The sequence below is a fragment of the Thiohalobacter sp. COW1 genome (assembly GCF_016629505.1).
In the GTDB taxonomy this organism is placed as follows: Bacteria; Pseudomonadota; Gammaproteobacteria; order Thiohalobacterales; family Thiohalobacteraceae; genus Thiohalobacter; species Thiohalobacter thiocyanaticus_A.
Map to the genome: position 1 here is coordinate 325,832 of NZ_AP024239.1, position 20,245 is coordinate 346,076.

The window sequence follows — 20,245 nt, forward strand, 5'->3', positions numbered from 1 at the left end:
GGTGTCGGAGGCGGATATGAGCGCAAGCGGGATCGACAGCGTCGACGAACGCCTGCGTCTGTCGCGGGCGCTGCTCACCGCCACCGCCGGCATGATGCGCAGTACCGATCCGGCCATGATGTTCCGTGCCATCTGCGATGCCCTGCCGGCCGCCAGTCCCCGCATCCAGCTGGCCTGGCTGGTGCTGGGCGAGCTGGATACGCCCATCCTGCATCCGGAGTATGCGGTCGGCCCGGCCGCGGTCTATGCCGAGGCGGTACAGGTACCGCGCAGCCCGCAGGCGGCCGAGCACTGTCCGGTGCGTGATGCCATCCGCCGCTGGGAGGCGGTCAGCGGCAACATCCCCGCCAGCGGGGGAGCGGCGGGCGCGGCCGGTCTGCGCAGCCTGCTGGCCCTGCCTCTGGGGCGGGCGGGCAATGGCCTGAACGGGCTGATCGTGCTGTATGCCGACCGGCCGGATTATTTCGAGCAGGTCGGCATGGCACTGTTCCAGGCCTTTGTGCACCTGGGCAATGCTTCGCTGGAGCAGGCTGCGCTGCTGAACAATCTCACTCATCTCGCCACGCATGATCTGCTCACCGGTGTACTCAACCGGCGTGGCATCCAGGAAAGCATGGAACGCGAACTGGCCCGCAGCCAACGCCGCCAGCTGCCGTTCTCGGTACTGCTGTTCGACATCGATCGCTTCAAGCTGGTCAATGACCGGCTGGGCCATCGCGAGGGGGATATCGTATTGCGCTGCGTGGCCGATGCCGCCCACGCGGTACTGCGCAACGAGGATTATCTCGGCCGCTGGGGCGGGGAGGAGTTCATCTGCCTGATGCCCGAGACCGATTGCGAGACCGCCCTGACCCTGGCCGAGCGCATTCGCCGCGCTGTGCGGGAAACCCCCATTGCCGTGTCCTCGGGTGAGTTGCAGGTCACCGTCAGCGTGGGCGTGGCCAGCTACCCCGGGGATGGTGAGTCGCTGGACAAGCTCATCGCCACGGCCGACTCCGCCCTGTATCAGGCCAAGCGCAGCGGCCGTGACCGGGTGGTGTGCGCCAGCCGGGTCGAGCAGCATGTGCACAGCCTGGGCAACATGCTCGATGCCGCCCTGCGCGAGCGGCGCATCGTGGCGGCCTATCAGCCCATTGTGGATCTGGCCACCGGCGAGGTGGTGGCCGAGGAGACCCTGGCACGGCTGATCACGCCCGATGGAGACATCATTCCGGCCGGCGATTTCATCGAGGCCGCCCAGCAGCTGCAGCTGCTGCACCGGATCGATCACACTATCCTGATGCAGGCCTTCAGCCACTGCGTGACCGGGCTGAAGACCGGCATGAACCGGCTCAATCACTTCGTCAACATCTCCGCCGATCTGCTGCGTCACCGCGAGCTGGTCGAAGAGATCCTGGCCGCGGCCTGCGAGCACTGCCGGGGCTGCGGCGATGCCATCGGCGACACCAAACCCATGATCATCGAGATCACCGAGCGCGAGCTGCTGGCCGACATCGACCAGGCCCGGGAACTGCTGCTGCCCTTCACCGAGTTCGGCCTGCGGCTGGCGCTGGACGACTTCGGCAGCGGCTATTCCTCCTATCAGTATCTGGCCGACCTGCCGGTGCAGTTCATCAAGATCGACGGCAGCCTGGTGCGGCGGGTGAGCGAGCCCAAGGTCAGGGCCATTCTCGAGGGCATTCAGGGCATGGCCGAGCAGTTGGGCGTCATCACGCTGGCCGAGTTCATCGAGTCTGCCGAGACCGAGGCCCGGCTGCGCGAGATCGGCATCCACTGGGGCCAGGGCTACTATTACGGCAAGCCGATCATCATCAGCAGCCAGGGCCTGCTCGGCAGTCTGCCGGCGCTGGCTGCGCCCGGGATCTGATGCCCCGACCCGTGGGGAATGCATTTGCCCGCGTCTCCCGGAGCGGGTATTGTCCATGACTGTCTTGCGACCCAGGGATGGCGTCATAAGCTGTATATTTTCTGGAGGTTTTACCTCCTTTCGTTGAGTTGTCAGCGGCGCCCGACGGTGCCGTCCCATGGGGAAGCCTTGAACGTTCGATACCCACCCGCCCCGACCACGCCCGCGGGGCTGGCCGCTGCCTGGCTGCTGCTTGCCGCCGGCTATTTCCTGACCGCGTTGGTGAGTTCACAATTCGTCCTCTCCAGCAGCCAGGACATCGGTCTGTGGTCGCCCCTGTGGCTGCCCACCGGTCTGGGCGTGGCGGCGGTGCTGCGCCTGGGTGCGCGGGTCTGGCCCGGCATCCTGTTCGGGGCCCTGGCACATGATCTCCTCATCCTGGAACTGCCGCTGGCACTGGCCCTGAGCCTGGATGCCGGCAATGTGCTGGAGGCCCTGGTCGGTGCCGCGCTGTTCCGGCGGCTGAGCGGCAGCGGCGACCCCCTGGCGGGAGCGCGAACCGTCATGCTGTTCGCGCTGGCCGTGTTCACCGCCGTCGCCTGCCTGAGCGCGTCCCTGGGCGTCGGCGCCCTGATCCTCGGTGGGGTGGTGAGCTGGAACGACGCCGGCCTGATGTGGTGGATCTGGAGCCTGGGCAACACCGCCGGTGCGCTGGCCCTGGCACCGTTACTGCTCAGCTGGCATGACGTCGGTGGCCGCGGCTGGAACCGCCGCCGCCTGCTGGAATCGGCATTGATCATCGCCCTGGCCCTGGTCGTGACGCACGGCGCCTTCGGCGGCTGGCTGAACACGCCGGGCAGCGGTCTGCCGCTGAGCTTCCTGGCCCTGCCGTTCCTGGCCTGGGCGGCCTTCCGCAGCGGCATCCGCGGTACCGCCGTTCTGGTGTTCCTGCTGAGTCTGACCAGTCTGTGGAATACCGTCCACGGCGCCGGGCCCTTCGTGCGGGACTCGGGTCTGGAGTCGGTCTGGCTGCTGCAGGGCTACATCCTGGTGTTGAGCCTGACCGGCCTGCTGCTGGGGGCGGTGATCGGCGAACGCGAGCGGGCCAGGCACTCACTGCAGCAGACGCTGAATGAGCAGGAAGACCGCATCCAGTCCGGAACCCGCGAACTGCGCCAGGCCAACGCCACCCTGGAGCGGGAGATCGGCGAGCGCACCCGGGCCGAACGGATCAGCCGTGGCCATGGCAGGGTCCTGGAGCAGTTGGCCACCGGCAAGCCGCTGCAGGACATTCTTTATGTCCTGCTCGAGGAGACCGAGGCCGCACGTCCGGGCATTGTGTGTTCCATCCTGCTGCTGGATGCGGACGGTCGGCACCTGCGCCACGGCGCCGCGCCCAGCCTGCCGCAGCATTACTGCGAGGCGGTCGACGGCCTGGAGATCGGGCCCCGGGTCGGCTCCTGCGGTGCGGCGAGCTACACCGGCGAGCGGGTCATCGTCGAGGACATCATGACCCACCCCTACTGGGATGGTCTGCGCGAACCGGCCGCCGCCGCGGGCCTGCGCGCCTGCTGGTCCGAGCCCGTCAAGTCCGCCGCCGGCGAGGTGCTGGGCGCCTTCGGCATCTACCAGCGGGAAGTGGCCTCCCCCCGCCCGGAGGACCTGGAACTGTTGACCGGCGCCGCCCATCTGGCCGGCATCGCCATCGAGCGCAAGCAGGTCGAGGAACGCCTGTTCGAACTGGCCAACTACGACAAACTGACCGGGTTGGCCAACCGCTCGGCCTTCACCTCGGCGCTCAATCATGCCCTGCAGCATGCCCATCGCCAGCAGGCCAGGATCGGCATCTTCTTTCTGGACCTGGACAACTTCAAGCTCATCAATGACACGTTAGGACATGACGTCGGCGACCAGCTGCTGCAGGACGTGGCCCGGCGCCTGGACGAGAACGTGCGCAGCGATGATCAGCTGGCCCGGCTGGGCGGCGACGAATTCACGGTACTGTTGAGCGATGCCGACGATTTCCAGCGGGTGGGCGAACTGGCCGAGCGCCTGCTGGAAGTGCTGGCCCGGCCTTACCAGCTGGCCGGTCAGGATACCGCGGTCACTGCCAGCATCGGCATCAGTCTTTATCCCGACGATGCCGAGGACGCCGCCACCCTGCTCAAGAATGCCGATATCGCCATGTACCGCAGTAAACGCCAGGGCGGGCACAGCGAGCAGTTCTACACCCCCGAGATGAACGCCGAGGCGCATGACCGCCTGCAGCTGGAAAACGAACTGCGCAAGGCGCTGGAACGCGACGAATTCCTGCTGTATTTCCAGCCGCAGTGGGATCTGGGCGGCGGCACCCTGGTGGGGCTGGAGGTGTTGCTGCGCTGGCAGCACCCCGTCCACGGCCTGATCGGACCCGACCGCTTCATGCCTACGGCCGAGCACAGCGGCCTGATCGTGCCCATCGGCAACCGGGTGCTGCGCGCGGCCTGCGAGCAGGGGGTGGCCTGGCGGGAGCAGGGACTGCTGCTGCAGCGCATCGCGGTGAACATTTCCTCGCGCCAGTTCCAGCGCCAGGACATGATCGAGGTGATCTCACGCACCCTGGAGGAGACCGGTTTCGACGCCGGCCGGCTGGAACTGGAACTGACCGAGACGGTGCTGATGGATAACGGCGATGCCACCGTGACCATGCTGCGTGCGCTCAAGGCCATGGGCGTGCATCTGGCCATCGATGACTTCGGCACCGGCTATTCCTCCCTGGCCTACCTCAAGCTCTTCCCCATCGACCGGCTCAAGATCGACCGCTCCTTCGTCATGGATCTGACCCACGACTCGGACGATGCCGCCATCGTTGCCGCCACCATTGCCCTGGGGCACAACCTCAACCGTACCGTCATCGCCGAGGGCGTGGAGACGCAGGCCCAGCTCGAGTTCCTGCGTCAGCATGGCTGCGATCTGGTGCAGGGTCATCTGCTGAGCCGGCCGCTGCCGGCAGAAGAAATCACTGAATTGCTGCGGGCGCAGCGGGTGGCGACACCCGAGGCGGATGTCCCGGCCTGAGGCTCGCCTGTTGCGCATCCAACGCGCATGGCATTCTTTGCCTCTCAGCGCCTTTGCGCCCTCTGCGTTTGTATCTCCCCGACCGATCTTCAGCACAGCACCTCGGACAACCGGCAGTCGGCGTCCGGGAGCAGCGCCAGGAACAACTCCGCCGTGGCCAGGGCATCACTCAACGCATGGTGGGCACGGTAGCGCGGCAGCCCCAGTTCGGTACGCAGGTTGGGCAGGCGCAGATCGCGGCCGCGGAAGGCCTGGCCGCTGCGCTGCAGACGCCGCCGCGCCAGGGTCTGGGTATCGACCACCCGGGTCAGCAGCGGGGCGTCGTACCAGTCCCGGCACAGCCGGTTCAGAAAGCCCAACTCCAGTGCGGCGTGATGCGCCAGCAGTACCCGGCCGGCCAGCTGTTCCAGCAGTTCGGGCAGGACCAGGCGCAGTGGCAGGCCGGCCGCTGCCTGGTCGTCCGTTATGTGGTGGATGCGGACGTTGTCCTCTGTCAGCGTCCGGCCCGGCCGTACCAGCCGGTACCAGGCGCTGTCGAGCTGGACGGCCAGATCACGGATGACCACCGTCCCCAGGCTCAGGATGCGGTCACGGGCCGGATCCAGGCCGCTGGTTTCGATGTCCAGGGCCAGCAATTCCAGTTCCCGACAGCGGGCCCGGGGTGCGGGCAGAGGCGCGGCCAGGTAGGCCTGCAGGGGATTGGGTGGCAGCCGCCGACGCAGCCAGCGGCGGCGCAGGTCCGCACCGGGCAGCCGCGTCCACATCAGCCGAAGCGCCCCGCCTGGTAGCGGTTCCCGAGGGTTGCCTGCAGGCTCTGGATCAGCCGGAAGGCGTCCTTGAGGTGGCTGCGTTCCAGAGCGGAGAGCGTATCCGGCGGCAGATAGTTGTCGGGTGCGCGACCGGCGCGCAGGCAGTCCGACTGGTGGTGGATGCGCAGCCCGGCGATGAACTCCAGCGCATCCAGCAGGCTCTCGCCCAGGTCACGGCCGAGGGCGCCGGCGGCCATGGCCGCCTCCAGGCGCTCGCGGGTGTTGACCGCGCCGATGCCCTCGGACAGGGCATAGACCCGGGCCAGGTCGACGATCGGGAGCAGGCCGCGGCGCTTGAGATCCAGGGTGGCGTCGTGCTCGCCGTCATGGATGAGCACGAAATTGCGGAAAAACCCCAGCGGCGGGCGGTGCTGCAGGGCGGCGGCGGTCAGGTGGGCAATGAAGATGCGATTGGCGCGGGTCTGTGCCAGTACCTGTTCCTGCAGGGTGTGCAGCAGTGCGGCCTCGCCGTGGACGGCGCGCAGGTCGAAGAAGATGCTGGCGTGCATCAGCGCCTGCGGCTGCGGCCGTTCGATCCAGCCGGTGAAACAGTCGCCCCATACCTGCAGCGGCTGGCGCCACTGCGGGTTGCTGGCCATGGCATTGCCCGGGCAATAGGGGAAACCGCAGGCGTTCAGGCCGTCGCTGACGAAGCGGGCGAGTTCGGTGAAGTATTCCCTGTCCGGCGCATTCAGCTCATCGGCGATGATCAGGGCATGATCCTGATCCGAGTGCACCGTCTGTTCCTGCCGGCCCTGGGAGCCGCCCGCGGCCCAGACATAGGGCACCGGTGCCGATCCCAGCCGGGATTCGGCCAGTTCCAGCAGCCGGCGGGTGAGGGCGTCGGTGATCGAGGCGATGGCCGCACCGATATGCGCGGCCCGGGTATTGGCATTGTCTAACTGTAATTGGAGTTCAGGAAGCCGGCGGCTGATCGCGGTCAGCGTCTCGATGTCGGCGGCGCGCTGGATGTCGGTGGCGAGCAGCACCGGGCTGCCGCCCTGGTGCCGGGCCAGGTCGGACAGGGTCAGCATGCCGGCGAGCCGGCCGCGTATCAGCACCGGCAGGTGATGGACCTGCAGCCGGGTCATGCGCAGCAGGGCCTCGGCCAGCACCTCCTCGCCGTCGAGGGTGACCGGGTCCGGGGTCATGATGCTGCGCGCCGGGCTGTCCGCGCCCAGGCCCCTGGCCAGGCAGCGGTGGCGCAGGTCGCTGTCGGTGATCAGACCGACCAGGCCCTCGCCCTCGGTGATCAGTACCGAGGAAACCCGCTGGGCCGACATGAGTTGTGCGGCCTGGCGGATGTTCATGTCGCCGTCCAGGGTCACGGGCTCGCGGTGGAGCAGGTCGGCCGCCTTCACGCTCAGTACATCCAGTCCCGCGGCCGCCCGCGGTGCGCTCGCCCGGTGCAGGCGCTCGGCGCGGTCGGCGGCGAACTGGCGGTCGAAGGCCGGCGAGGCCTCGCGCAGACTGGCCAGGGCCCGGCAGTCGAGCAGATACAGCAGACTGTCCTCGACCGTGACGCCGGTGCCGGCGGAGTCGGCTTCACACAAACCGGCATACAGGTCGCCTTCACCCAGCTTGTCTGACAGGGTGCCGTCGCTGTCGCGCAGTTCGACGGCGCCGCTGCGCACGATGTACAGGGCGGCGTCTCCGGCGTCGGTGGGGGGAAAGGGGCTGCCGCGGCGCAGATAGCGCACGACCAGCTGGCGCGGCAGCACCTCCAGCAGTTCCGGACTCAGCACATCGAAGGGCGCATGGGCGGCGAGAAAGTCCCGGATCTCGAGCAGTTCGACTTCCATGCTTCCCGCCTGCCGTGCTCAGCGCCGCGCGGTGAGTATGGCCGCGCGCGGCACCCGGATGTCCTCGACCAGGTGCTGGATGTGTTCGGGCGGGGCGGCGGTGACCCGCGCCACCACCAGGGCTACGGCGAAATTGATCAGGGCGCCGACCGCACCGAAGGATTCGGGCTGTATCCCCAGCAGCCAGTGTTCGGCCGTGTTGGGCAGGTTGTTGGTGCCCGGGATGAACAGCCAGCCCTTGTAGACGAAGATGTAGACCAGGGTCGCGCCCAGTCCGGCCAGCATGCCGGCCACGGCGCCGGCGCGGTTCATGCGCTTGTGGAAGATGCCCAGCATCAGCGCCGGAAAGATGGAGGAGGCGGCCAGGCCGAAGGCCAGCGCCACCACCTCGGCGGCGAAGCCGGGCGGGTTCATGCCCAGGTAACCGGCCAGGACGATGGCGCCGAACATGGCCAGACGCCCGGCCAGCAACTCGCGCTTCTCCGAGATGCCGGGCATGAGTACGCCCTTGAGCAGGTCATGCGAGATGGCCGAGGAGATGGCCAGCAGCAGCCCCGCCGCGGTGGACAGTGCCGCGGCCAGGCCGCCGGCGGCGACCAGGGCGATGACCCAGTTGGGCAGCCCGGCGATTTCCGGGTTGGCCAGCACCATGATGTCGCGGTCGACCGTGACCAGTTCGTTGCCCTCCCAGCCCCACTGCCGCGCCCGTTCGGCGAAGTCGGGATCGGCTTCGTTGTAGTACTGGATGCGGCCGTCGTTGTTTTTGTCCTGGAACGCCAGCAGCCCGGTGGTCTCCCAGGTGCGGAACCACTGCGGTCGCTCCGCATACAGCAGGTTGGCCCCGGGCTCGCCCACCGGCCCGGTCTGGACCGTCTCGGTCAGGTTGAGCCGGGCCATGGAGCCGACCGCCGGCGCGGTGGTGTAGAGGATGGCGATGAACAGCAGCGCCCAGCCGGCCGAGTAGCGCGCGTCGCGCACCTTCGGCACGGTGAAGAAACGGATGATCACGTGCGGCAGGCCGGCGGTGCCGATCATCAGCGACAGGGTCAGCAGACTGAGATTCAGGGTCGACCCCTTCTGCTCGGTGTAGGCGGCAAAGCCCAGGTCGGTGATGATCCGATCCAGCTTGTCCAGCATATAGGCGCCGTTGCCGGCCAGTTCGCTGCCCAGGCCCAGCTGCGGGAGGGGGGTGCCGGTGAGCTGCAGCGAGATGAACACGGCCGGCACGGTGTAGGCGAAGATCAGCACGCAGTACTGGGCGATCTGGGTGTAGGTGATGCCCTTCATGCCGCCGAGCACGGCATAGAAGAAGACGATGCCCATGCCGACCAGCACCCCGGTCTCGAACTCCACTTCCAGGAACCGGCCGAAGGCCACGCCCACGCCCTTCATCTGGCCGATGACATAGGTGATGGAGGCCGCGATCAGGCACACCACCGCCACCAGCCGCGCGGTCTGGGAATAGTAGCGCTCGCCGATGAACTCGGGCACGGTGAACTTGCCGAACTTGCGCAGGTAGGGGGCGAGCAGCATGGCCAGCAGCACATAGCCGCCGGTCCAGCCCATCAGATAGACCGAGGCGTCGTAGCCGCTGAAGGCGATCAGCCCGGCCATGGAGATGAAGGAGGCCGCCGACATCCAGTCCGCGGCCGTGGCCATGCCGTTGGCGACCGGGTGCACGCCCTTGCCGGCGACGTAGAACTCACCGGTGCTGCCCGCCCGGGCCCAGATGGCGATGCCGATGTAGAGCAGGAAGGTGGCGCCCACCACCAGGTAGATCAGGGTCTGCAGTTCCATGGCGGCTTCAGTCCTCGTGTACGCCGAAGCGGCGGTCCAGGCGGTTCATCCCGATGGCGTAGACGAAGATCAGGACCAGGAAGGTGTAGATGGAGCCCTGCTGGGCGAACCAGAAGCCCAGCTTGACGCCGCCCAGGCGGATGCTGTTCAGCGGCTCCACCAGCAGGATGCCGAACACGTAGGAGACCAGAAACCAGATGATCAGCAGCAGGCCGACCAGGCGGAGGTTGGCCTTCCAGTAGGCGCGGGCAGGGTCCTGCATGGCGTTGTCTCCCGTGGTGGCCCCAGGCCCGGTCAATGTAAAACAATTGAAATCAATCCGGTAGTCCGGCGCGGCCGTGGGCGGGAGCGGCTGCGCGGGCGCCGCGGTTCCGGTATCCGGCCCCGCTTGCAGACTGGCCTATACTTGAAGGCAGAAGACGGCATTGGGAGGCCTTATGGACAACAACTCTTCCAATCGGCTGGTGCGGCTGGTCATGGCGGCGCTGGCCAATCATCCCGAAATCGACATGCACCATTATCCCATCCGGGTCATCCACCGCGACTCCGGCCTGATTCTGGAAGGCGAGGTGGAGAATATCGCCGCCAAGCGTTGTGCTGCGGCCGTGGTGCGCCGCATCGCCCACCAGATGCCGGTGCTGGACCACCTGCGGGTGGTGCCGGCCCAGGTGGAGGAGGACGGCGCGCTGCGCGACGAGGTGGTGCGCAACCTCAGCCAGGAATCGGCGTTCAACGACTATCTGCTGTGCGTGACCCGCAACGGCGTGACCGAACGCATCCGCGAGGGTCACAACGGCGAGCGCGGCTGGATCGAGATCGAGGCCGCCGACGGGGTGGTCGGGCTGCACGGCCAGGTCGGCAGCCTGACCCATCGACGCCTGGCGGATGTCCTGGCCTGGTGGTCCGGCGGCTGCGAGGATGTACAGAATGACCTGCGGGTGGTGCCGGCGGAGCGTGACAACGACGGGGAACTGGCCGATGCCGTGCGCATCGTGCTGGAAAAGGATCCGCTGGTGCACGCCGAACAGCTGAGTGTCAGGGCCCGCGACGGCCGGGTGATCCTGCAGGGCTCGGTCTCCAGCCGCGAGGAGAAGCGCCTGGCCAAGCTGGATGCCTGGTATGTGCTGGGCGTGCATGAGGTGCAGGACCGGATCCAGACGCATGGTTGATCTGGGTCAATGGCAACGCCGGGACCGGAGAGCCGACGTTGACGCGCGATCCCCAACCGCGCTTAAATTGCGCGCTCTCGCAGTCCGACAACAAGATCAGGGAACCGGGCCATGACTGTTTCATTCCACCGCCTCATTGCCGCCATCGGCATCTTCCTCCTCGCCGGCGTGTTCGCCGACGCCGATGCCATGCCGGCCTTCGCCCGCAAGTACGATATGAGCTGCGCCGCCTGCCATTCGGCCTTCCCCAGGCTGAACCAGTTCGGGGAGCACTTCGCAGCCAACAACATGCGCCTGCCCAACTGGAAGGACGGAACGATGTCGGGCGGCGACGAGCGCTTGGCCCTGCCGAAGGAACTGCCGCTGGCGGTGCGCGCCCAGGCCTACATGCAGGCGCGCCAGGCCGATAACATCAACCCGCTGGACGGCAGCAGCCGTTCGGCCACCACCGATTTCCAATCGCCCTATCTGATCAAGCTGCTGTCCAGCGCACCGCTCAGCGACCACATCACCTATTACTTCTATGCCATCTTCGCCGAGAAGGGCGGTAACGGCGAGGTGGTGGTCGAGGACGCCTGGTTCCAGCACGACGATATTTTCGGCACGGGTACCAGCCTGATGCTGGGTCAGTTTCAGATTTCGGATCTGATGTTTCCGCGCGAGGTGCGCCTGCCGTTCCAGGACTACATGGCCTACCGCCTGGCCGGCATCACCTATGATCGCGGCGTGCTGTTCGGCCGCGACCTCGGCCCGGTCGAGGCCTCGCTCGGCCTGGTCAACGGCAACGGGGTGAGCAGCAGCTTCGATCTCAACAGCCCCGGCCTGAACCGGCCCGACAACATGTTCGACAACGACAACAGCAAGACCGCCTTCGGCCGGCTCGGGACCGATATCGGTCCGGTCAATGTCGGCCTGTTCGGCCTGACCGGCAAGCAGCGCAGCATCACCGGCCCGGCCGGGCTGGACGAGGGGCTGCACAACCGCGACAAGGAGGTCTGGGGGCTGGATGCCTCGGGCAGCATCGGCCCGGACATTCACTGGTACGCCCAGTTCCTGCACAATCGCTGGGACCGCTTCATCGACGGCGGCCCGGATCGGGACTATGAATGGTCCGGCGGTTTCGCCGGCGTTGACTACATCCCCAACGACCGCTGGGCGTATTCCCTGCTGTACAACTACGCCGATGCCAACGACCTGGATGACACCGACACCATCTACGAAGGCATCGACATCAACAGCCTGACGCTGACCGCGTCCTACTATTTCATGCGCAACGTCAAGGGCATCGCCGAGCTCAATGTGGATCTGCAGGACAAGGAAGACAAGACCGGCCAGTACTGGACCGGCCATCTCAGCCGCGAGCACTACTTCCTGTTCGGATTCGATGCGGCCTTCTGAGTTGCCGCGCCGCGCGCTTGCCGCGCTGCTGGCGCTGGGTCTGGGCAGTCAGGCGCCGGCCGCGTTCGGGGTGGAGCGCTTCCGCGTCGACTCCGAACCGGCCGGGGCCCAGGTCTTCACCATCGCCGGCCGCGCAGGCACCACGCCCCTGACCCTGTCCGAGCGCGATATCTATCCCAACAGTTACCCGCCGGAGGATGTCGATCTCTACGGCATCATCATTCTGCGCAAGGATGGCTGTACCGATTATCGCCGGCGGGTGACGCGCAGCGATATCGAGCAGGGCATCGTGGCGCAGCTGGACTGCGGAGCGTCTGCGGGCGCCGTCGCCCCCGCCGTGCCGGCCTTGGAACCGCCCGCTGCCCGAGCGGCGCCGGCCCGCCCGGGCGCCGCCCCCGCGCCATCCCCGAAGGCGGCAGTGGAGTCTCCCGCCCAGCGCCGCCTGCGTCAGCTGCGGGTAATCCAGGAACTGCACGACGAAGGGCTGCTGAGCGACGCGGAAGAGCAGCGCATCCGCCGCCGCATCCTGGAAGCGGACTGATTCCGCTGTGCGGTTCGCTGCATTCCCGGCTACAATCCAGGGCAATACCAACACCATCCGGAGGGTGCCATGAGACGTTTTCTGATCGTGCTGACCGCGCTGCTTGCCGCTCCCCTGGCCGGGGCTGCAGTGGTCGGCGAGGAAGTGGTCTATACCAGCGGTGACACCGAACTGCACGGCTACATTGCTCATGACGAGGCGGTCAAGGGCAAACGTCCGGGCGTACTGGTGGTACACGAGTGGTGGGGACACAACGACTATGCCCGCGATCGGGCCAGGCAGCTGGCCGAACTGGGCTATGTCGCCCTGGCGGTGGACATGTACGGCCAGGGCAAACGCGCCGACCACCCTGAGGATGCGGGCAAGTTCGCCGGCGAGGTCAGGTCCAACCTGGCTGCGGCCGAGGCCCGCTTCCGTGCCGCCATGCAGCGGCTGCAGCAGCATCCGCTGGTGCGCGAGGATGACATCGCCGCCATCGGCTACTGCTTCGGCGGCGGCATGGTGCTGGAGATGGCCCGCCGCGGCCTGCCGCTGGACGCCGTGGCCAGCTTCCACGGTTCCCTGACCACCGACAATCCGGCCGGGCCGGGCGTGATCCAGGCCGAGATCCTGGTGGCCAACGGCGGTGCCGATCCCTTCGTCAAACTGGAACAGATCCAGGCCTTCGTCGCCGAGATGGAGCGGGCCGGCGCGGCCTATACCTACGTCAGCTATCCCGGGGTCAAGCACAGCTTCACCAATCCGGGCGCGGACGCGATGGGGGAGAAATTCGACCTGCCGCTGGTGTATGACGCCGCGGCCGACCGGGATTCCTGGGAGAAGATGAAGGCCCTGCTGACAGAGGTGTTTGCGCGCTAGCCGACAGCGGACCGTGCAATCCGGCCCGCATTTGTTATAGTCAACCGAGTAGGACGGATACCCCGGGAGGCGCCATGAACACCACCGACAACTGGCTGGTCCATGACCATCGCAAGTACGAGACTGCCCTGCGCGAGGTGGAACTGGCCGCGGGCGCCGGTCGGTGGGAGGAGGCCGAGCGCCTGTTCCGGGAATTCGTGGAGGACTTCAAACTGCACATGCGCATCGAGGACGAGGTTCTTTATCCCATGTTTCGCGAGACGGTAGCCGATTCACGCGAGGATATCGACAGCCTGGTCGAGGACCATGACGACATTGTCCGCATGCTGCACGATCTCGCCTATGTGCTCAGGCACCGCGAATCCGAGCACTTCGAGGCCTCGCTCGAGCCGCTGTATCGGATGATGCTCGATCACGATGCCTACGAGGAAGAGGTGTTCAGCCGTTTCGGGGACAGCACCCTGCTGGCGCGCCGCGACGAGGCCATGGCCCGGCTCAATCGCATGCAGCCGTCGGACAACCGTCGGGAGTGGTCCTTCTGACCGCGTCCATGCAGCAGGATCGTTCCAATATCCTCACCGTCCATCCCGAGCTGACCGATCTGCCGCCGCTGGCGATGGAGGGTCCGGCCCTGGATGAGGACTTCCTGCGCTATTTCAATCGTACCCTGGGCCGGGACCGGCAGCACTGCACCAATCATTACCTGTACGAGGCCCTGGCCTATGCCGTGCGCGACCGCCTGATGGAGCGCTGGAAGGCCACCCGGGCGGCCTACGAGAAGCGCAATGCCAGGCGCACCTGCTACCTGTCGCTGGAATTCCTCATGGGCCGGGCGCTCGGCAATGCCATGCTCAACCTGGATATCACCGACGCCATACGCGAACTCCTGCACCGTTACGGCATCGCCCTGGAGGAACTGGCCGAGGCCGAGCATGATGCCGGGCTGGGCAACGGCGGTCTGGGCCGGCTGGCGGCCTGCTTCCTCGACAGCTGCGCCACCCTGCAGCTGCCGGTGCTGGGCTACGGCCTGCGCTATGAATACGGAATGTTCCGTCAGGAGATCGTCGACGGCCGCCAGGTCGAGGAGCCCGATCACTGGCTGCGCGACGGCCATGTGTGGGAACTGGAGCGGCCCGAGTACACCCAGCGCATCCACTTCGGGGGGCGTACCGAGTTCTACCGCGATCAGGATGGACAGCAGCGGGTGCGCTGGGTCGACACCCACGATGTGCTGGCCGTGCCCTACGACGTACCGGTGCCGGGCTATCGCAACGACACCGTCAACAGTCTGCGCCTGTGGTCAGCCAGTTCCACCGACGAGTTCGACCTGGACGATTTCAATGCCGGCGACTATGACCGGGCCGTGGAGTCCAAATACGATGCCGAGCACATCACCATGGTGCTCTATCCCAACGACGCCAGCGAGAACGGCAAGGAACTGCGGCTGCGCCAGCAGTATTTCCTGGCTTCGGCCAGCCTCAAGGACGTGCTGCGCCGCCACCTGCGGCTCAATGGCACTGACTTCGAGCAGCTGGCCGAACGCAACTGCTTCCAGCTCAATGATACCCATCCCAGCATCGCCGTGGCCGAGCTGATGCGGCTGCTGGTCGATGAGCAGCGCCTGGACTGGGACCGGGCCTGGTCCATCGTCACCCGTTCCATGGCCTACACCAACCATACCCTGTTGCCGGAGGCGCTGGAGAGGTGGCCGGTATACCTGTTCGAGAAGCTGCTGCCGCGGCTGCTGGAAATCATCTACGAGATCAATGCCCGTTTCCTGGACGAGGTCGGACGGCGCTGGCCCGGCGATGCCGACCGGCTGCAGCGCATGTCGCTGATCGAGGAGGGCGACACGCCCATGGTGCGTATGGCCTGGCTGGCCATCGTCGGCAGCTTCTCGGTCAACGGCGTGGCCGGCCTGCACTCGCGGCTGCTCACCGAAGGACTGTTCCGCGACTTCTACGAATTATGGCCGGAGAAGTTCAACAACAAAACCAACGGCGTGACCCAGCGACGCTGGCTGGCCATGTGCAATCCGCAGCTGAATCGCCTGATCACGGAGCGCATCGGTGATGGCTGGGTGACTGACCTTGCCCAACTCAGGCAACTCGAGGCCATGGCTGAAGACGCCGATTTCCAGCGCCGCTGGCGCGAGGTCAAGCAGTTCAACAAGCAACGTCTGGCGACGCTGGTCCGGGACGAGACCGGGGTGGTGTTCGATCCCGAAGCCCTGTTCGATATCCAGGTCAAGCGTATCCACGAGTACAAGCGCCAATTGCTCAACTGCCTGCACGTGATCCATCTCTATGCCCGCATCAAGCGCGGCGACACCACCGACTGGACCCCGCGCTGCGTACTGATCGGCGGCAAGGCGGCACCGGGCTACGCCATGGCCAAGCTGATCATCCGGCTGATCAACAATGTGGCCCGGGTGGTCAATGGCGATCCGGACGTGGGCGACCGTCTCCGGGTGGTGTTCCTGCCCAATTACCGCGTCTCCAGCATGGAACTGATCTGCCCCGGCGCGGACCTGTCGGAGCAGATCTCCACCGCCGGCAAGGAGGCCTCGGGGACCGGCAACATGAAGTTCATGATGAACGGCGCCATCACCATCGGGACCTACGACGGCGCCAACATCGAGATCCTGGACGAGGTCGGTGATGATAATTTCTTCCGCTTCGGCCTGAGCGCCGAAGAGGTGGCCGCCACCCGCGCCGACTACCGCCCGCAGGCGATCATCGACAGTGATCCTGACCTGCAGCAGGTGATGGAACTGTTGCAGGACGAGCGGTTCAGTCCCGGTGAACCCGGTCTGTTCGCCCCCCTGATCCGGGCCCTGACCAGCCCGGACGATCCCTGGCTCACGCTGGCCGATTTCCGCAGTTATGCCGACGCCCAGGCGCAGGCCGCTGCGGCCTATCGCGATCCGGCGCGCTGGACCCGCATGAGCATCATCAACAGCGCCCGCAGCGGGCGTTTCTCCACCGACCGCACCATGCAGGAATACAACCGCGATATCTGGAAACTCGAGGCCACGCCGCCCGAGGCCCTGTAAAGACCCTGCCCGGGACCTGCCTTCTCCGGGAACGAATGGGGTATAATGCCGCGCTGGATTTCAAGCAAGCGGTGAATGCTCCATGTCTGAATCGGAAAAAACCTGTCTGTTCTGCCGCCAGCACGACAAGGTGCTGGAAAATGAACTGGCCTGGGCCAGCTTCGACACCTATCCGGTCTCGCCCGGTCATATGCTGGTCATGCCCAAGCGCCATGTGGCGAATTATTTCGACATGACGCGGGAAGAGAAGATCGCCGTCATGGAACTGGTTGACGAGTGCAAGGCGCTCAACGACCGCGAGCGCCAGCCGGACGGCTACAATGTGGGCGTGAACTGCGGGCCCGCCGCTGGCCAGTCGGTCATGCATGTGCACATTCATGTCATGCCCCGCTACTGGGGCGACATGGAAAACCCGCGCGGCGGTGTGCGCGGCGTGATCCCGGACAAGCAGAAATACGTGAAGCAGCAGAGTGCCTGAAGCAGGCGAGGCGGATATGCAGGCGACAGCGGAATTTCAGGTGGTCCCCATCGGCACCGGCGTCTCGGTCCGGCCCCAGATCATGCGCGTGATGGAACTGCTGCAGGGGCATGACTTCCTCATCGAGACCCACGCCTCCGGCACCAACATCCAGGGCGAGCTCGCTGCCATCCTGGCGGCGGTGCAGGAGGTGCACGCTGCCCTGCACGCCGAGGGTACGGTGCGGCTGGTGAGCTATCTCAAGCTCGAGACCCGCACCGACAAGCCCCCGACCCTGGCCGGCAAGCGGTTGTGATCTGATTGTGTTCCAAATCTCTCAACGCAGAGGCGCAAAGGCGCAGAGGACGCAAAGGTTCTGAACGTATATGAATACCATTCAGGAGTTTGTTTGTTAATAATAATTACTTTGCGTTCTTAGCGCCTTTACGCCTCTGCGTTGAATAAATTCAAATCAAATCATCATGAAAATATCCGCATGCGACAACTGATCCGATTCTTCTTCCGCGGCGTGCGCGCCGTGCTCGGTCCTTTCATGCTGCTGGGGGAAAAGCTCAGCCGTGCCCAGCCGATCGAACGCAGTGCCGCCGAGCAGGCCGAAGTGGATGCCGCCACCCGCCGTCTGGCACTGTACCAGTACCGGACCTGTCCCTTCTGCATCAAGGTGCGGCGCACGCTGCGGGCGCTGGCATTGAACATCGAACTGCGCGATGCCCAGCATGACCCCGGGCACCGGCAGGCGCTCGAAGCCGGCGGCGGCAAGGTTCAGGTCCCCTGCCTGCGCATCGAGGAGGACGACGGCAGCGTGACCTGGCTGTACGAGTCCGATGCCATCAACCAGTACCTGCATAGCCGCTTCGGCTGATCCGGTTATTCTGGTCTGGTATGCGGGGGGCTGCAATACTGATTGCAAACCCAAAAACATCGCCTCCCCCGTACCACTTACGTCATCCCCGCGCAGGCGGGGATCCAGCCACCGCGAGGGTTTGTGGATTCCCGCCTGCGCGTGAATGACGTTGGGTGTCGCGATGTATCCTGACACCTCGGTCGAAAGCCTCTCCGGCTTGTTGCCGCGAGTGAGGAGGAACCATGTACTTCAGAGCCATTCTGCTCCTGCCGCTGGTCATGCTGCTGATGAGTCCGGGCTGCAGCCGGGCCCCGGACTCCGGCATTGCCTACCGGGACCTGGCGTCGATCCGCGAGTCCGGCAAACTGGTGGTCCTCACCCGCAACGCCCCCACCACCTGGTACATCGGCCGTGACGACGCGCCGACCGGTCCCGAACACGACATGGTCGAGGCCTTCGCCGCCCATCTGGGCGTAGAGGCCGAATACCGCGTCAAGGCCGGTGTGCCCGAGATTCTGCAGGCCCTGGAGGCGGGCGAGGGCGATCTGGCCGCGGCCGGTCTGACCCGCCTCGACAGTCGCCGCGAACAGTTCGCCTATGGACCGGCCTACCAGGACGTGACCCAGCAGGTGGTGTGCAGGCGCGACAATGTGCAGCCGGAGACGGTGGAGGAACTGGTCGGGCTCGAGCTTGAGGTGATCGCCGACAGCAGCTACAGCCGGCGGCTGCAGCAGCTGCGGCAGGATCATCCGCGGCTGGAATGGCAGGAGACTGCAGAGCGCACTACCGAAGAGCTGCTGCGCGCCGTATGGGAGCGCGAGCTGGACTGCACCGTGGCCGATTCCACCATTGTCGACATCAATCGCCGCTACTTTCCCGAGTTGATCACGCCCATGAACCTCGCCCGCGCCCAGTCCCTGGGCTGGATGCTTGCGCGCGGCAACGATTCACTGCAGCGCGCAGTGCACGACTGGTTTGAGGATTTCTCCGCCAGCGGCCGCCTTGCCAGCCTGCAGGAACGTTACTATGGTTTCTTCGAGGTGTTCGATTATGTGGACATCCGGACCTACATCCGCCGTATCGATGCCCGCTTCCCCGAATACCGCGGATTGTTCCGGCAGGCAGCGGAGGAATACGGGCTGCCCTACACGGTGCTGGCCGCGCAGGGGTACCAGGAATCCCACTGGAATGCCCGGGCCCGCTCGCCCACCGGGGTCCGCGGCATCATGATGCTGACCCTGAGCACCGCCCGCGCGATGGGGGTGGAGAACCGGCTGGACCCGGAACAGAGCATCTTCGGCGGCGCCAGGTACCTGGCGCGGATGATGGAGCGCTTCTCCGATGAGGTGACGGGCGAAGACCGCCTCTGGCTGGCACTGGCGGCCTACAACCTCGGCCGGGCCCACATGCACGATGCCCAGGTCCTGGCGCGGCGTCTGGATCTGAGTCCGCATCACTGGCGCGACCTCAAGCAGGTATTGCCGCTGCTGGCGAAGAAGGAATATTACAAGGATCTCAAATACGGTTATGCCCGCGGCACCGAACCTGTCCGCTACGTGCAACGTATCCGTGAATACCGGCATGTACTGGAGAATCACCTGGAATAGAAACGCTGCAGCGGGAGTGGCCGGTGCGTTCTGACCGCCGCCGCTTCCTGCAGGGGCTGGCCGGGCTGGGCGCGGCACTCGCCCTGCGCCCGGTCCACGCCGGCTGCGAGCCCCGGCGCACCCGCCCCATTCCGGGCAGCGATGCGGCCATTCCGGTCATCGGGATGGGCACCTGGCTGACCTTCGGTATCGACCCCGGCAATGAAAGCGCGCTGGCGCAGCGTACCGCCGTGCTGCGCACCCTGCTCGAGGCGGGCGGCGGCATGGTGGATTCCTCGCCCATGTACGGCACCTCGGAACAGGTGATCGGCCGCTGTCTGCAGCGTATCGGCCATCATCGCGGCCTGTTCGGCGCCACCAAGGTCTGGACCACCACCGCCCGCCAAGGCTATGTCCAGATGGAACACTCCAAGGCGCTGTGGGGCCTGCCGCGGCTCGATCTGATGCAGGTGCACAACCTGCTGGACTGGAAGACCCACCTGCCCAATCTGTTCGCCATGAAGGCGCGGGGCGAGATCCGCTATGTTGGCGTGACCACCTCCCACGGCCGCCGCCACCAGGAACTGATTGGCATCATGCAGCGCGCGCCGCTGGATTTCGTCCAGTTCACCTACAACGTGCTGGACCGGGAAGCCGAGCAGACGCTGCTGCCGCTGGCCCGGGACCGCGGCATGGCAGTGATCGTCAACCGGCCGTTTCGCCGCGGCGCCCTGTTCGAGCATATCGGCAATGCGCCGCTGCCGGGCTGGGCGAGCGAGATCGAATGTGACAATTGGGCCCAGGTACTGCTCAAATTCATCGTTTCGCATCCCGCCGTGACCTGCGCCATCCCGGCCACCCGGCGGGTGGATCACCTGCGAGAGAACCTGGGCGCGGGCTGCGGCACGCTGCCGGACGCGGCCCTGCGGCGGCGGATTGCAGAGCATGTCGCCGGGCTGTAGCGTGTAACGGACAGACGGGGACCGTTCCGCCTTCTATACTCAT

At 66.1% G+C, this 20,245-nt stretch carries 17 protein-coding genes; 13 read left to right on the forward strand and 4 right to left on the reverse strand.

What is annotated here, in order from left to right:
* Positions 1–16: 16 nt before the first annotated feature.
* On the forward strand, positions 17–1,867 hold the full coding sequence (locus tag COW1_RS01460) for a bifunctional diguanylate cyclase/phosphodiesterase (protein WP_201345216.1): 1,851 nt from the start codon (positions 17–19) through the stop codon (positions 1,865–1,867).
* 168 nt (positions 1,868–2,035) lie between these two features.
* Positions 2,036–4,903, forward strand: a complete 2,868-nt coding sequence (locus COW1_RS01465; RefSeq protein WP_201345217.1) for an EAL domain-containing protein — start codon at positions 2,036–2,038, stop codon at positions 4,901–4,903.
* Between the two features lie 89 nt (positions 4,904–4,992).
* On the opposite strand, the gene COW1_RS01470 is transcribed toward COW1_RS01465, so the two are convergent.
* The 4 genes from COW1_RS01470 to COW1_RS01485 are packed head-to-tail and all read right to left on the reverse strand — an operon-like array spanning position 4,993 to position 9,573.
* On the reverse strand, positions 4,993–5,667 hold the full coding sequence (locus COW1_RS01470) for an exonuclease domain-containing protein (RefSeq protein ID WP_201345218.1): 675 nt from the start codon (positions 5,665–5,667) through the stop codon (positions 4,993–4,995).
* Positions 5,667–7,514, reverse strand: coding sequence for a putative nucleotidyltransferase substrate binding domain-containing protein (locus tag COW1_RS01475; protein ID WP_201345219.1), 1,848 nt, complete (start codon positions 7,512–7,514; stop codon positions 5,667–5,669). Before COW1_RS01475 ends, COW1_RS01470 begins: the two co-directional genes overlap by 1 nt.
* Before the next feature lie 18 nt (positions 7,515–7,532).
* Positions 7,533–9,311: a sodium:solute symporter family protein gene (locus COW1_RS01480; protein ID WP_096366804.1), complete on the reverse strand. Its 1,779-nt coding sequence runs from the start codon at positions 9,309–9,311 to the stop codon at positions 7,533–7,535.
* A 7-nt stretch (positions 9,312–9,318) separates the two neighbouring features.
* Positions 9,319–9,573 carry a DUF4212 domain-containing protein gene (locus COW1_RS01485; protein WP_096366803.1) on the reverse strand — a complete coding sequence of 85 codons (255 nt, stop codon included), beginning with the start codon at positions 9,571–9,573 and terminating at the stop codon, positions 9,319–9,321.
* A gap of 175 nt (positions 9,574–9,748) precedes the next feature.
* Here COW1_RS01485 and COW1_RS01490 point away from each other — a divergent pair, with 175 nt between their 5' ends.
* The 11 genes from COW1_RS01490 (at position 9,749) to COW1_RS01540 (ending at position 20,202) form a co-directional block, all read left to right on the forward strand.
* Entirely contained in the window at positions 9,749–10,480 is a 732-nt protein-coding gene (locus tag COW1_RS01490; RefSeq protein ID WP_096366802.1) for a BON domain-containing protein, read from the forward strand.
* 111 nt (positions 10,481–10,591) lie between these two features.
* Positions 10,592–11,878 (forward strand): hypothetical protein, encoded by a 1,287-nt coding sequence (locus COW1_RS01495; protein ID WP_096366801.1) that lies wholly within the window; start codon positions 10,592–10,594, stop codon positions 11,876–11,878.
* Positions 11,865–12,419, forward strand: a complete 555-nt coding sequence (locus COW1_RS01500; protein ID WP_197702949.1) for a hypothetical protein — start codon at positions 11,865–11,867, stop codon at positions 12,417–12,419. The genes COW1_RS01495 and COW1_RS01500 overlap by 14 nt, the downstream gene beginning before the upstream one ends.
* A gap of 69 nt (positions 12,420–12,488) precedes the next feature.
* Positions 12,489–13,277 (forward strand): dienelactone hydrolase family protein, encoded by a 789-nt coding sequence (locus COW1_RS01505; RefSeq protein ID WP_096366800.1) that lies wholly within the window; start codon positions 12,489–12,491, stop codon positions 13,275–13,277.
* 74 nt (positions 13,278–13,351) lie between these two features.
* On the forward strand, positions 13,352–13,819 hold the full coding sequence (locus tag COW1_RS01510) for a hemerythrin domain-containing protein (protein WP_096366799.1): 468 nt from the start codon (positions 13,352–13,354) through the stop codon (positions 13,817–13,819).
* Positions 13,820–13,827: 8 nt separating this feature from the next.
* On the forward strand, positions 13,828–16,332 hold the full coding sequence (locus COW1_RS01515) for a glycogen/starch/alpha-glucan phosphorylase (protein WP_242466471.1): 2,505 nt from the start codon (positions 13,828–13,830) through the stop codon (positions 16,330–16,332).
* A gap of 82 nt (positions 16,333–16,414) precedes the next feature.
* Complete coding sequence (locus COW1_RS01520) at positions 16,415–16,810, forward strand: HIT family protein (RefSeq protein WP_096366798.1); 396 nt, start codon at positions 16,415–16,417, stop codon at positions 16,808–16,810.
* A gap of 16 nt (positions 16,811–16,826) precedes the next feature.
* Positions 16,827–17,105: an MTH1187 family thiamine-binding protein gene (locus tag COW1_RS01525; protein WP_096366797.1), complete on the forward strand. Its 279-nt coding sequence runs from the start codon at positions 16,827–16,829 to the stop codon at positions 17,103–17,105.
* Positions 17,106–17,285: 180 nt separating this feature from the next.
* Positions 17,286–17,672 carry a glutaredoxin gene (locus tag COW1_RS01530; RefSeq protein ID WP_201345220.1) on the forward strand — a complete coding sequence of 129 codons (387 nt, stop codon included), beginning with the start codon at positions 17,286–17,288 and terminating at the stop codon, positions 17,670–17,672.
* 224 nt (positions 17,673–17,896) lie between these two features.
* Positions 17,897–19,261 (forward strand): membrane-bound lytic murein transglycosylase MltF, encoded by a 1,365-nt coding sequence (gene mltF, locus COW1_RS01535; protein WP_201345221.1) that lies wholly within the window; start codon positions 17,897–17,899, stop codon positions 19,259–19,261.
* Positions 19,262–19,266: 5 nt separating this feature from the next.
* Complete coding sequence (locus tag COW1_RS01540) at positions 19,267–20,202, forward strand: aldo/keto reductase (RefSeq protein WP_201345994.1); 936 nt, start codon at positions 19,267–19,269, stop codon at positions 20,200–20,202.
* Positions 20,203–20,245: the final 43 nt, after the last annotated feature.